The 15,294-nt window shown below is 40.4% G+C and carries 9 protein-coding genes; all 9 read left to right on the top strand.

All coding sequences use genetic code 11. From position 1 onward, the window contains the following. The first annotated feature begins 306 nt into the window (after positions 1–306). Entirely contained in the window at positions 307–6,465 is a 6,159-nt protein-coding gene (locus FCN14_RS08020) for an FkbM family methyltransferase (RefSeq protein WP_138430759.1), read from the top strand. A 17-nt stretch (positions 6,466–6,482) separates the two neighbouring features. Beyond that, positions 6,483–7,571: a DegT/DnrJ/EryC1/StrS family aminotransferase gene (locus FCN14_RS08015; protein WP_138430758.1), complete on the top strand. Its 1,089-nt coding sequence runs from the start codon at positions 6,483–6,485 to the stop codon at positions 7,569–7,571. Between the two features lie 14 nt (positions 7,572–7,585). Further along, complete coding sequence (locus tag FCN14_RS08010) at positions 7,586–8,272, top strand: WbqC family protein (protein ID WP_246043148.1); 687 nt, start codon at positions 7,586–7,588, stop codon at positions 8,270–8,272. Positions 8,273–8,274: 2 nt separating this feature from the next. Beyond that, positions 8,275–11,019: an FkbM family methyltransferase gene (locus tag FCN14_RS08005; protein WP_138430756.1), complete on the top strand. Its 2,745-nt coding sequence runs from the start codon at positions 8,275–8,277 to the stop codon at positions 11,017–11,019. Positions 11,020–11,119: 100 nt separating this feature from the next. Beyond that, positions 11,120–11,779, top strand: a complete 660-nt coding sequence (locus tag FCN14_RS08000; RefSeq protein ID WP_138430755.1) for an acetyltransferase — start codon at positions 11,120–11,122, stop codon at positions 11,777–11,779. A gap of 2 nt (positions 11,780–11,781) precedes the next feature. Then, positions 11,782–12,714: a glycoside hydrolase family protein gene (locus FCN14_RS07995; protein ID WP_138430754.1), complete on the top strand. Its 933-nt coding sequence runs from the start codon at positions 11,782–11,784 to the stop codon at positions 12,712–12,714. A gap of 11 nt (positions 12,715–12,725) precedes the next feature. Further along, positions 12,726–13,781, top strand: coding sequence for a hypothetical protein (locus FCN14_RS07990; protein WP_138430753.1), 1,056 nt, complete (start codon positions 12,726–12,728; stop codon positions 13,779–13,781). Positions 13,782–13,804: 23 nt separating this feature from the next. Further along, a complete protein-coding gene (locus FCN14_RS07985; RefSeq protein WP_171032853.1) occupies positions 13,805–14,800 on the top strand; it encodes a hypothetical protein in 996 nt (331 codons plus the stop codon). A 337-nt stretch (positions 14,801–15,137) separates the two neighbouring features. Next, positions 15,138–15,294, top strand: a 157-nt coding sequence (locus tag FCN14_RS16085) for a flagellin N-terminal helical domain-containing protein (RefSeq protein ID WP_491523252.1), incomplete at its 3' end; no start/stop codon positions are given.

Below are 15,294 nucleotides of genomic sequence, written 5' to 3'. Positions count from 1 at the left end.
TAAAAAGCCACACGGAGGTAGTTTTTTTATCCTGATAGGATGATAAGCGGTTATTCAGCCCTGATATTTAGCTTTTGAAACCCAGAAGGTACATTCTGTATATAATTTGGCAGTATGGTTCTAGGGCCATTGGTTTTTTTCAACTGCCAATTATTCCCGCCTCAAAGAAAGAATTTCCGTTTTCAGGAAGAAAGTAATGGTACTATCCCTCTATATAGGGTATGACATAGCCATATAGTTAGCTGGCACTTTATTTGCGAATTAACAGGGTGAAGCACAGAAAAATCGCAAATAAACAGTTAGCCGGTGAAAAAACAGATTAAGCAAGCCCAAAAATATTTAGAATGGGAGCAGCCTAAGCAGGCCATAGCTGAATTGCGACCTGTGTTAAGAAAAAACCGGGCATGTCCGTGGGTGGCTCACCACTTGATGGGGGTAGCATTATCCCAAAGCCGTAGCTACAAATCTTCTATCAAGCATTTGGAAAATGCGATAGAAAAAGGATCAGAGGCTCCTGAGACTTATCATATGCTTTCAGTGAACTGTTTTCATTTGGGGCAATTTGATGAGGCTGAACAGTACGAACGCGAAGCTTTGAATAGAAACCCGGAGTTGCTGAAGGGGTGGATGAACTTAGGATCTATCTACCGAGCACAGGCTAAGCTTGAAGATGCATTAGAGTGTTATACAAAGGCTAACAAACTAGATCCCAAAAACTCGGGTGTTGCTTTTCGTATCGGGGAAATATATCGAGATCAGGGAGATCTTGAGCAGGCCTTAAAGCTATTTGATATTACCCTCCAGTTAGATGAAGGACATAAAAGAGCTATTCTTGAGAAAGCAGAAATTAACAAAAAAAAGGGCCGCTATGAAGAGGCCGAGAAATATATAAAGGAAGCTAAGGAAAGACACGGTAGTCAACTTCCTATTTTGGTAACAGAAGCAGAGCTTTATAAATCCAAAGGAGACTATGATCAAGCAGTTGAGCTTTATGAGGTACTGCTAGATCAGCAGCCGGGCCATGGAATCATAAGGGTGAACTATGCTCTTTGCCTGCAAGAGTTGAGCCAGTTTGATGAGTCAGAAAAAAATTACCGCCGCGCAATTAAAGATTTGCCAGGTAACCAAGGAGCTATTTCCAACTATCTGATGGGGCTGCATTATAATCCTAATAACAGCAGAGAGCATATCTATAAAGAGCATGTACGCCTTGTAAAAGATTTTATGCCGAAAGAGGCGCCTACGCGTCCTTTGCCATCTAATAAATCAAAAGATAAGCGCCTTAAAGTGGGCTTTGTTTCCGGTGGTTTTCGTCAGCACCCTGTAGGTTGGATGATTGCCGGTGCATTAGAGCAATTGCCCGATGATGTTTTTGAGATCTATTGTTATACCACAAATAATAAGTTTGACTTTGTTACTCAGCGTATCCATAAAAATATTGACGAGTGGCGTTCAATTGTTGGGTATGATCCCGGTGTTGTTGAAGGTCTGCTCCGTGATGATGAGCTGGATATTTTAGTTGATCTTTCAGGGCATGCAGCAGATAATTGCCTGGATGTAATGGCTAATGAACCTGCCCCCATTATGGTTAAGTGGGTGGGGGGACTATTTAATACCACAGGGCTGCCTGCATTCGATTACCTTATTAGTGATTGGTATGAGACCCCGGAAGGAGAAGAAGAGTTTTATACCGAGAAGTTGGTCCGTTTGCCAGATGACTATATTAGTTATACGCCCCCTTCGTATGCACCAGATGTGAATCCATTGCCTGCCCAAAAGAATGGGTATATAACTTTTGGCTGCTTTAATAACCCCACTAAAGTTAATGATGGATTATTAGCGCAATGGGCAAAAATTATGAATGAGGTCCCCGATAGCAGATTGTTGTTAAAGAGCAATCAGTATGATACGCCCTCTGTGAAGGAGCATATTAGAGGAGTGTTAGAAGAGCAGGGTATATCAGGGGATCGTGTGCTTTTTAAAGGTCATAGCCCGCATGATGAGCATCTGGAAGCATATAGCGAGGTTGATATTGCCCTTGACCCGTGGCCCTATTCGGGTGGGCTAACCACTTGTGAAGCCATTTATATGGGAGTGCCCGTGATTACTTTGCCGGGCCCTACCTTTGCCGGACGACACTCAATGACACACCTGCTCAACATCGGATTAAGTGATTGGGTGGTAGACAGTTGGGATGAGTACACCGAAAAAGTCGTAGAATTGGCAACAGATCTCCCTGCATTAGCTGAGATCCGAAAATCACTGCGAGACAAAATTAGTAATTCACCGGTTTGTGACGGCAAGCGCTTTGGTGCACATCTCGCTGTAGCATTTCGTGAAATGTGGAAGCAGTGGCTGAGCGGCCAAGACGAAAATATTGAAGAATGGCAAGATCATATCGCAGTAGATGAATTAACAGATGAACAACTTAGCCAATGGACTGATGGTCCATCGGTTACCCCGCTTATTTCAGTAGATGGTCAAGATGATAGCGATGGTATAGATTACCAGGAAGAAGTGGAAACAATAGCTCCAAAAGAAAATGGTCAAGCGGCTAAAAATACAACGGTTCCTGATAAGATTGAGGGTGTTACCAAGGAGTTTGCTAAAAATGGAACAGCTCAAAAAAATGGAAGGCAGACACAAGATTTCTGTATTGAAACCAAAGATGGAGTTTCAATATGTGTGCCTCCCACGTTTGATCTTCTTACTACCTATGTATTATTGGAACAACAAGAGTGGTTTGAAAATGAATTAAATTTTGTGAGTGATTTTTTGCAGCCCGGTATGACGGTTATTGATGCCGGTGCTGCTTTCGGGGTATACGCGCTGCCAATGGCAGAAAAGGTAGGGAGCAAAGGGGCTGTATATGCTTTTGAGCCGGGCGATAAGGCACGAGCACATCTTGACAAAAGTAAGCAGGTGAATGGTTATGATCAGTTAAAAGTGATCGAGCGTGGACTTGCTGATGAGACTGGTGTAGCTAAACTGGAGCAGGCAGAAAGCCCGGAATTTAATACTCTTGATAAAACTGGTGAAGGGATTTCTGTTACTACCTTGGATGCCTGGTGGGATTTCGAAGGTCGGCCGAAAGTGGATCTGTTGAAAGTTGATGTCAATGGCATGGAAACAGAACTCCTGGAAGGAGCAGATACCATGCTTTCAGAGACATCACCAGTTGTCATTATTTCGGTGGGTGAAAATGAGAACACTCTTTCTGCTATTAATCAGAAGTTCGAATCCGAAGGGTACAAGTTATATGAATATATCCCTTCCCCGGGTGTGTTAGTTGATTTTGAGCCTGAGGCGGGTATTGATCCCTATGTAATGAATCTGGTAGCGGTTAAAGAAAATCGCGAAGAAGAACTGGCCAATGGCGGACTGATATTTAATGCTGATATCGAGATTGAAACAGCAGAACAAGTGACATGGGAAGAGCTGCTTTGCGGTATGAAATGGGCGGATGAACAGGTCGCAGATTGGAAAGTTAATACCACAGTCGGTGAACATTCAAAATATGTAAAAGCATTGAATTTGATCTGTACTGCTGAGCAGTTGGAAGAGCTTGAAACATCTTCGCGATCATTGAAGGCAAAAATGCTACTCACGGCTGCAAAACAGTTAATTACGATCTTTAATAATGGAAAAGCCGGCATTGCTACTGCGTTGACATATGTGCGATTGATGAATGGACTTGGAAAACGACACCAGGCTGTAGAGATGATCAAGGAGCTGATGCAGACGCTGAATTCCGGAAATGAGATAACAGTTGAACTCCCGTTTCTACCTCCCCTCCCACAGCAAGATAGTACCAGTATTCAGACAGACTTTGCAAAATGGTTGACGGTCCGCATTGTAGAGGCATGGGCTGTGTTGAAAGATCCTACAACATTTATGAGTGGTGGAAATAAAATGTTGAGTGTACTTGAAGGAAATCCTGAAGTGACTGAGTGGTTTTCATGTCGTTTGGATTTATTAGCCTTGAAAAAAGGTGATGCGTTAACTAACAATCAAAAAGAAAGGTTCAAAAATAGTTTTGGTATTAATGTAGAAGTCCTGTTGGACAACGTCACAAAACAGAGTGACGAAACAGATAGCCTAGTAGTTAAAGAACAACAACCTCGAGATAATAAGGATAATCAAGGTAAGCTAATACCTGAGGAATTTTGGCAGGCACCGCTCAGTAACAAAAAAGGGAAATGGGCAATAGATATAGCCGCCCAAATAGATGGTGGGGAATTTGCGCGACATATAGATGCAATAGTTGAAGAGTGTCAGGCAAAGATAGATCAGGATGGAACGAATAGTATGGCCTTTTTTCTCATGGTTAAGGCGCTATTGGCTTCCGATTCTGATCTGTCTGAGCCTATTGATGAAGCGTTAAGGGCTCACTTAGAAAAAAGAAGCTGGGAGCATAAAAAGGCTCTTTATGCCTATTTCTATGATTCTGTAGAAATAAATAGTAAGGTCATTTCTCCTGAACTGTCAGTAATTGTTGTCAGCAATAATGGCAATGATGAAGTTATAAAAAATCTTGAAGAAATCGATCGACAGAGTGATAAGCAGACAGAAGTTATTTTTGTAAATAATGGCCTTGAGAAAGAGAAAGCAGCAGCTATTGCCGACTATGTGGACTTAGTCATCCATTTGAAGCAAAATGCCGGAGCTTGCATGGCGCGAAATTTCGGTGCCCTGTTTTCTAAGGGAGATCTCTTCATGTTTGTGGATGATGACGGCATTCCTGAAGAAGGTATGTTGCAAGCCCATAAAGATATTCATGCAGACCACGATCTGTATGTGGCACGAGGGGTGTATCAACCAAAAACAAAAGGCAGCGAAATTCCCTGTCACTATTATTTAGGGCCAGATGCAAAGTCTGCGGTATGTTTCTTAGAGGGTAATACTTCTTTTTCGCCGGCTGCATTTTTTGACGTAGGGGGATGGAACGACAGCCTGTTGGTTTACCATGAAGGTATGGAATTGAGCTATCGTTATGCCCAAAAAGGTTATGAGAAAGAAAAGCTTATCTATTTTCCGGATGCGGTATTGCGACATGATTATATAAAGTCACCCAAAAGCCAAGATAGGAAAGGGAAATTACTGAGTGTTTCAAAAAAGTTAATCGATGGCATGTATCCCAACATTGATAGTGTTATCCACAACTGGCCGGAAGTTTCTATGGAGACTTATGATAGCAAGTTAAAAAAGGAGGATAAGCCGAAATATAGGAATCTGGAAAAGGTAATCTATTTGGCGCCCGGAAATTCAGACATGGCCTATGGATTACATAACAAAAGGGCATCAATGCTGGCAGGGGAAACTCGTAAAGAGGGCATTTCTGCAGACATTTTATACCTCACCGATCAGGATTTCTTGAAACGCATTGTTGAAGTAAGTGAAAAAGACGGGTATGCGGTACATGCCGGTACGATGGGATATCCTTCGTGGGTAGAAATTGACCGCGTACAAAGTGCCAATCTATTTGACCTGTTGGATATTAAAGTATTTGCCACATTGGGTGATCATTTGTTTGCCGATTTTATGTGGCAGCGACTCAAGAAGATGGGATCGAAAACGATCTTTTATGCTCAGGAACAGTCTATGCTCAACGAGCTAGAGGTGCTGGGGCCTGGAGGAAATGAGTCATTTCTGATGGATTACTTCCCTGCTATTACCGAGATCGACGAGAAGAAAGCAGGGATGAGAATGGAAGACCGAGAAATAGATATCCTGGTTCCCTGGTCGTTAAATGGCAATTATGCCAATACTCAGATGGTAAAGCAGGCTTTGTCTAAGATAGGAGGCAATTTTGCATTGGTGGGGAAACTACTGTTGAAAAAGATGAAAGGTGTCTATGATGTTTCTGTGCTTTCTGTTTTCCAAGAATGTTATGAGGAGGTTGTTGGCAGTAAACACTCTTTCAAAAAAGGAAAAACCCAAGCTGATTATCAATGGATGAAAGTTTTACATACCGTAGATCAGCATGTGCGCCATTGGCGACGATTCGAAATTTTAAAACAGCTTGCGGGCTTGCCCAATCAATATAGCATTTGTATTACGGCCGATCAGGATCAGGTCAAAGGATATAAGAAAATATACAATAACAAGAATATTACCTGGCAGGGGCGGGTGACTACTCAACATCTAGACAGATTGTATTCCATTTCAAAAGTGGTTCTAAATAGTAATCCTACGTATCCCGATTACCTGCATGGGCGGGTTAAAAACAGTATGAAATGGGGATGTTGTCTTATTACTGACCAGATACCCGGTCTCTCCAAGAGATTTAATCACGGAGAACACCTGTTGTTTTTGGATGATAAAACTGATTTAGCAACCCTGATAAAGGAGAATAGTAAGGCCTTACAGGATATTGCTGATCAGGGTAAAAAGATCATGGATAGCACGTATACCATGGATGATTTTAGCAAAGCATTGTTAAAAGAGATGGATCAACGAATATAATACAGAGGAGAATAGCTATGATTCCTATTACAAAACCATTTATGCCGCCCCAAAAAGAGTATGAAGAATATCTGAAAGGTATTTGGAAGCGAGAGTATTTAACAAATAACGGTCCGCTTGTTCAGGATTTGGAGAAAAATTTGGAAAGCTATTTGAAGGTTGACCATATGCGTTTCGTCTCCAATGGCACTATGGCTTTACAGATTGCAATAAAAGCTTTGGAGCTTGATGGAGAGATCATAACGACTCCATTTTCGTATGTGGCAACCACCAGTAGTATTGTGTGGGAAGGAGCAAAACCCGTATTCGTTGATATCGATCCGGAAACATTAAATATCAATCCCGACGCAATTGAAGAAGCAATTACACCCAAGACAACGGGCATTGTTGCTACCCATGTTTATGGGAACCCCTGCGACATTGAAGCAATTGAAGAGATCGCCAACCAGCACAATTTAAAAGTTATATATGATGCGGCCCATTGTTTTGGAGTGCAGTATAAGGGGGATTCCGTGTTCCACTTTGGAAATATCAGTGTGGTAAGTTTTCATGCAACAAAGCTCTTTCATACCACAGAAGGGGGCGGGCTTGTAACTTCTGATGCAGAATTGGATCACAAAATATCGAGACTTCGAAATTTCGGACACGATGGTCCGGGAGAGTTTGATGGGGTAGGAATTAATGGTAAAAATTCAGAATACCATGCTGCTATGGGGTTATGTAATCTGAAGTATATTGATGAAATAATGGAGCAGCGTAAAAATCAGTGGTTACGATATATCTCATTTTTAAAATATGAAAATACGCGTGGTTTAAAAATCAATCCTAAAGCCCATTTTAACTATGCTTATTTCCCTATAATCTTTGAGGATGAAGAGCGGTTACTCCATGTTAAACAGTCGCTGGAAGAAAATGATATTTATCCACGACGATATTTTTATCCAAGTTTAAATGAACTGGACTATGTTGAGTATAAACCTGCGCCACATGCCGAGAGTATCTCAAAGCGCATTTTGTGTCTTCCCTTATATCACGGGTTAAAAGCAGAGGAGCAGGATCAGATCATTGGAATTATAAATAAGTATGAACTAGCAAAAGTATCGTGAAGCGTATTGCTATAATGCAGCCGTATTTTTTTCCCTATGTCGGGTATTTTCAGCTTGTTAAAGCAGTAGATACCTTCATTTTCTATGATGATGTAAATTTCATAAAAAGGGGATGGATCAATAGGAACAATATACTATTGCAAGGAAACAAATATCTTTTCTCAATACCGTGTGTAAAACCCAGTCAGAATGATTTGATTAAGGATACTGAGGTGAATTACGGTCATCCGAATTTGCGGAAGATAAAGAAGACTTTTTACCATGCCTACAACAATAAGGAGCGGTTTGAAGAAATACAGGCTATTTTTGAAAAGGTTTTATCTTCTAAAAACAGAACCATTGCTGATATGGCAATGGAATCGGTGCAGCAAGTAGCTGAATATCTGAATTTAGACACTGACTTTAAGGTTTCTTCTCAAGAGTATCCTGAAAACAGAGAGCTCGATAAAGCCGAACGATTGATTGATATCTCCCAAAAAGAAGGTGCCGATACGTACATTAATGCAATCGGTGGTAAAGAATTATATGATAAGGGGCATTTCGCTGAGAAGGGTATACAACTTTATTTTTTAGAACCTGTTTTGACCCCGTATAAACAGTCGTCAGATGAGTTTATAAGTGGTCTGTCTATTTTGGACCTGTTGATGCATCTGTCTAAAGAAGATGTCAATAAAAAACTAGATGATTTCACACTCCTGTAAAAATGAGTCAACCCGTTATGCCAGAGCGTAATATGTATCAAATAGAAACCAAAGATGGCATTGTTGTATGTACGCCTGCTGATATTCAGACGATGACCTCGGTGGTATTGTTAGAGCAAGAAGATTGGTTTGAGCAGGAATTGGATTTTTTACGTGAATACCTGCAACCGGGTATGAGTGTGGTTGACGGCGGAGCCTCTTTTGGTACTTTCTCCTTACCTATGGCCCGAGAGGTAGGAGACCAAGGCATGGTATATGCTTTTGAACCGAGTGCTACTACTCGTAAATATCTTGAAAGCAGTAAGCAAAAAAACAATTTTGGTCAGCTTGAAATTATTGAAAAGGCATTGGGTGAAAAGGTGGGGAAGGGGCGTTTGCGCATTGCTGATACACCAGAACAGAATACCATACATAAGAAAGGGAAAGAACCTATCTCGATTACCACATTGGATGCGTGGTGGAATTATGTAGGTAATTGTTCTGTGGATGTAATTAAGTTTGACTTAAACGGGATGGAGGATAAAGCATTGAAGGGAGCTCAACAGGTGTTGCGTCAGGAACATCCTTTAATATTAGTTTCATTAGATGCAAAAGAGGATTTGCAAACTGCTGTAGGCGAACAGTTACAAGAAGCAGGGTACCACTTGTTTGATTATATCCCCGGTCCCATGTTATTGGTAGATCATGAGCCCAAAGTGGGCGAAGATCCTTATTTAATGAATATAGTTGGTATTCACGAGGACCGTATAGAGGAGTTTAAAAAGAAGGGTTGGATTTTTGATGATGCGGTCTCATTTGATATTCCCGGGAAAGACAAATGGAAGGAAGTGCTCGGTAATTTTCGGTGGAGTAAGGATAAAATTGAAGATTGGGAAAGTGAGATGGCCGGTGAGCAGCATCAAGAATATTTGGAAGCTTTAAATATTCTTTGTGCCGCCAATCAGATATCCCCGGATGTATCAGCAGATTCTTCTGCACGATCTCGCAAAGGGGCTATGATGTTAGAAGCCGCACAGCGACTTATTGAAATATTTAATAAGGGAAATGGTACAATATCTGCTGCAATGAGTTATGCCCGAAGTATGTATGAGCTGGGCAAACGCACCCAAGCTATTGATATGGTAAAGGGATTGATGGAAACGGTAGGTGCCGAGGAAGCGACTGGAAACTTGTTACCCTTTTTGCCGCCACTTCCTGAACAGGATGACACAAAGGTGCAAACAGATTTTTCAAAATGGCTTTTTGTACGTACCGTAGAGGCATGGATTGCTATGAAAGATGCTTCTGTGTATATGAGTGATGAACAGGAAAAAGAGTTGATTAAAGTTCTTAAAGGCAATCCTGAAGCGGTTTCATTAATGGCTAAGAAGAATTACTTGCTTAGTGATGAACAGGAGGATGGATTAGCTGTTGGTCATGTCAACAGAAATCGGTGGTTTTGGAATGAAAAAGAGTCAAAGTTGTCCATTAATAGAAATGGTCGATTGGTGGATGACCAACAAAACTCGGTGTTGTCTCATATTTATCTAACTGTACCGGGAGTACAAGGAGGGGCACACGGTATTCATAAAGCCCGAACTCATAAATTGGCTGCTGAAATTGAGCGTCAAGGTATTGGGGTTAGCGTGATCTCCGGAAAAAGCCCTGAATTTGTTCAGAAAGTTGTTGAAGCCTCTAATAATGAAGGCCATGTTTTTTATACCGGCATTATGGGGTATGACCTTTCCGTAAGTTCTCAGCTTAATGTCACGGGTAACCTGTTTGAGCTACTAGATGTTCCGGTATTCGGTTTGTTGGGAGATCATCCCTACACCGAATTTATGTGGCACAGAATGGAACAGCTGGGAAATGCTACTTTGGTTTCCCCTTTACCTTCTGTGAAAGAGGAATATGAGGAGATTTTTGAAAGTAATAATAACATCCTGCTATCTGAACACCCCCCACCACCTTCACCGAAAGATGGAGTAGTAGAGGCCATTGCCCCCTTGTCAGAGCGCCCGATTGATCTTTTGATTCCTTGGGGCATTCATAAATTTTACCGAAACCAACGAACGCTGGATGAGAAGCTAAAGGTGATTGGGAAGCCTGCATTAGAAATTGGTATGGAGCTTTTTAAAGCAGCTCTGCATAACTATGAAGAATCCATATATCAAATATTTCAACGCATATATAATCAAGGATACGGTTCTCGTTATATTTTTAAAAATCCCAAAACAAATGAAGACAAGTGTTGGTTAAAAGTTCTAAGTTTAGTTGACTGGACTATCCGAAAAAAACGACGCCTGCAAATGCTTAAAATGTTGCCGGCCTTACCAGATGAACTTAATATCACCATTACGGCCCACCCTAAAATAGGAACAGTTCTTCCTTTTTTGAAAGATATGAAGAATATCAGTTGGGTTAATGAAGTAGAAATATCTGAGCTTGAACGTTTGTATTCCCAGTCCAAGGTGGTATTAAATTGCAATCCTACTTACCCGGATACGATCCACGGCAGAGTGCGCAGTGGCATGGCTAACGGCTGCTTTGTAGTATCTGATTATAATCCTGCTCTTGAAGAAACCTTTGGCAGTGAGGCTATTGGACTTATTAGGCAGCAAAAAGATTCACTAATAAAATATTTTACTGATGATTGGGAGAAGGTGCAGGCTAAGGCTGATAGAGGCCGACAGATTGTACGAGATTCATTCACCGTAGAAAAACAGGCACAACGTCTGATTGAAATAATCACCAACCATATAAAGTAGGCCTTGGTTTCATAAAGACTGCCTATAGGAAAAATATGGTTGGGGCTCATATTTAGAGTATTTATGAGCACAACCAAAAATATAAATATGAAAAATTATTATGGCTAAAGTAGTAGTGTTCGGTTTACGAGATACGGCCGAACTGGCTCATTATTATCTACAAAATGATTCTTATCATGATGTAGTGGGATTTACAGTTCACGAAGAGTATATGGAAGAAGAGGAGTTCCGGGGATTGCCGGTAGTGCCTTTCGAGAATGTTAATGACTATTTTTCTCCTTCAAAATTTCAACTTTTTGCTCCTATGACAGCTCGCAATATGAATAGGAACCGGGAGAATGTATACTTGGAAGGCAAAGAAAAAGGATATGACTATGTAACGTATTTAAGTTCACGTGCGTCATTCTGTGATAACGATATAGGAGAAAACTGTTTTATCCTTGAAGATAATACCTTACAGCCTTTCACTAAGATTGGAAATAATGTAGTACTATGGAGTGGAAACCATATTGGTCATCACGGTGAAATTAAAGACCATGTTTTCTTCACTTCGCATGTAGTGATGTCGGGACATTGTGTAATTGAATCCAATTGCTTTTTTGGAGTTAATGCATCTATAAGAGATTACTCTACCATTCGTAAGGGTACGCTCTTGGCAATGGGGGCTAGTCTTGTTTCACAAGAGACCGAAGAGTGGGGCATTTATGTGGGTAACCCTGCGAAGCGGAAAGGTTCAAAACCAAGTTACGAAGTGTATTAAATATGGAGTGGACAAAAAAAGGCCGAATTTTTAATCCCCAAAATAGTGACAGCTGGATTAGTAATTATGCGGCATTGCCTGTTTGTGATTTGATCGATGATTCTATCTTGAGAATTTACTTTTCAGATCGCGATGAGCAAGGCCGAAGTGTCCCTACTTTTATTGAGGTTGATCCGACAAAGCCAGAGAAAATACGCAATATTCACAGCGAGCCAATTCTTGAGCTGGGTGCGCTGGGCACTTTTGATGATAGTGGAATCATGCCTTCCAGTATTGTAGATGATGGTACTCGCAAGTTATTGTACTACATAGGATGGAATCCCCAGGTAACAGTTTCGTACCGCTTATCAATCGGATTAGCCGTTAGCTATGACGGAGGTATTACATTTGAAAAAATATCGGAAGGTCCGGTTGCCGATCGAGCCAACAGCGAACCCTATTTTAATACCGCACCTTTTGTTATGAAAGATGAGGGGCAGTGGAAAATGTGGTACGTCTCATGTACCGGGTGGGAAGTTATTAATGAGTGGCCGGAGCCCTATTATAATGTGAAATATGCTGTTTCTAATGATGGTATCAGCTGGAAAAAAACAGGAATTACCTGTATAGGTTATGATGATTTTACCGATGCGGTAGGCAAGCCTGTGGTGTATAAGGAGGACGGCATTTACAAAATGTTTTATTCGTACAGAAATGCGGTCAACTACCGAGAAGACCCTGCGAAAAGTTATCGCCTGGGCTATGCAGAATCGGAAGATGGGGTATGTTGGACACGAAAAGATGAGCAGATGGGAATGTCGTTTAGCGATTCTGGGTGGGATTCTATTATGCAGGAATATTGCTCAACTTATGTTTTTCAGGGCAAACGATACCTGGTATATAACGGAAATGGGTTTGGAGAAACCGGTTTTGGATATGCGATCTTAACTCAATAATAAATAACAGTATGCGAAAATATATACATATTGGATATCCTAAAAATTTATCGACTACGCTGCAGCGAGACTTCTTTTGCAAACATCCCCAAATTCATCATTTAGGTGTTGGGGTAGGATCTAACATCGGTTATGTGGATGATGAGATCAATATGATTTGTGAAGATTACCTGCTCTATGCCAATGAGCGGAAATATGAAGAAGTCCGGGATTACAGTAAGCAGGTTATAACTGATTATATGCAATCTGTCGAAAAGCAGTCTGAACACGATAAACAGGCAATTGGGATATCGGGTGAACTGTTATCATTTAAATTTTCACCGGATCATGTTGACAGCCACACTAAAGCACGGCGCCTGGAAGAAATATTTGATACCGATACTACCATTATAATGGTGATTCGTAATCAGATGGATCTTCTTCGCAGTCTCTATCGAGAGGTTATTAAAATTGGGTATCCCCATACATTTCAGGATTTCATTGAATATACCTTTTATTACCAAGATCGAAATTTTGCCCTCGATTTTTGCTATGATCAAACGGTAAAACTATATAGCCGGCTTTTTGGAAAAGAAAATGTAAAGGTTTTACCGATTGAAGAAGTTCGAGCTGATGATGGAAGCCTCAAAAAAGGTGAACAGGGTAATACCCTTCTTATAAAATGGTTGTGTGATGCGTTGGAATTGCAATTTGAAGAGCTAGAGTTGAACCACCATAATCGACCATTAAATGGTCAGGAGTTGCAGTACAAAATGCAGTTGAACAAAAAACGGACGCATGATTTGGGACGTTCCGTTTATAGTGTCGTAAATGGACACCGAATGGCTTCATATTTTAATAACGATCTGCAAGTACCATTACCGAAGACTCTGCATGCAGGCTTATTAAATAAACGAACATCAATTGATGAGGCGAGAATAGCGGCGCGTACGCATACCGAGGAGCTGCGAACAATCGATTACTATGCAGACTCTTTTTTTATGGATAAGCTTAAGAAGCTTTATCAACAATCTAACGAAAACCTTAAGGCATTCGGTGTTTCGTTACCTCATTCATATGATTTTTAATTTGGTTCGATTTTAGTAAGAAAATGAAGACAGTACATTTGCATATTGGTTCCTATAAAACGGGAACAACATCTATACAGGATACACTATTTCAGAATCGAAATACTTTAAATCAATTGGGATATGATTATCCGGGAGGCGAAGTAAATCATCATTTCTCGTTTTTTGCAACTCAAGCCCCGGCTGAGGATTGGCCGCGACAATTTAAGTCACTTGATGGAAATAAATTGCGGAATCAAGTGGGAAATTATGTTTCTGCAATGGAGAGTGATTTTGAATCAGACTCTGAAGATTATATTGTTTCTACAGAATATCTTTTCATTTCTAATGAAGATTATGTTCGTAACTATATAGATTATTTAAACCGTTTCTTTGACAAAATAATAGTGTATGTATTCATACGAGAACCAGCAGCATTTTATCGGTCAGGTCAGCAACAAATGTTAAAGGCACGATCATTTCTTACTTCCCCCCAGGAGTTTCAATATCAATTTAGAAAGGTAATTGAGACGTGGAGCTCATTTTGTGATGTAGAGGTTATAGCTTATGAACGTATGGTAGATTCTTGTGAAGCTTTATGTGAAAAAATAGGTATAGATTTTAATCGATTATCTGTTCCGAGTAAAAAAAGTAATGTGTCATTATCTTTGGAACAGATGTTATTGCTGGAAAAGATACAACGGATCATATATCCGGGCCGGGAAAATGAATTCAAATCTAATTTAGATGTTTTGCATCATATCAATCCCTCCTTTACTACCAGGCCTAATCTTAAGCCAGGAGTAAAGGCAGTAATTCAGGAAAACCATCGTGAAAGTTTAGAATGGTTGCAGGATGAATATGGGGTCAACTTGTTTGATGATGAGATAACTTCTTTGCCTTCTTTAAATATCCCAAATTTTAGAAATACGAGAGCGTCAATAAGGGAGGTATTTACGGTAGAAGATGAAGGTTCGGCTGAGAAATATGAAGCGTTGGTCATTGATGCAATTCTGAAAAAGATAGTTGAACTCAGCTAACGTTTTTCAGTAGTATTTGGAAAACCTGCTCGGTAACAAGTCTGAGGGATTTGTACTTCCGTTAAAAAGGATGCCTCAACCCGAAGCACAAATATTTGCCCTCCCTCCTTAAATAGTTTTATTTGTCATCGCTAATCTTGGGATTAGCGCCTTTCCCGTTAAAATATTAGAAAATATTAAAACTTTTTAAGAATAATTATGCTGTTTATAGGTCATAGAGGCACTTTTGATAAAAAAGTGGAAATAATTTCTTAAGAACGGAATTTCTAAAACGATAACTAGCCATGTCACGCAGGTAAAGGTGAAAATTTTAAATTACAAATAACGGAGAACATTTATGGCAAGTTTTGGAGATTTAAACAGGGTGAATACAAACATACAATCGCTGGATTCCCAGCTATCCCTGAACAGAATTAATAAGGAGATGTCCGAAAACCAGTTGAAGATGTCAACAGGTAAGCGGATTAACCGTGCGGAAGATGACTCGGCCGGGT

It is taken from the genome of Fodinibius saliphilus (assembly GCF_005869845.1).
Taxonomy (GTDB): domain Bacteria; phylum Bacteroidota; class Rhodothermia; order Balneolales; family Balneolaceae; genus Fodinibius; species Fodinibius saliphilus.
This window is presented reverse-complemented; position numbering and strand designations above follow the sequence as displayed.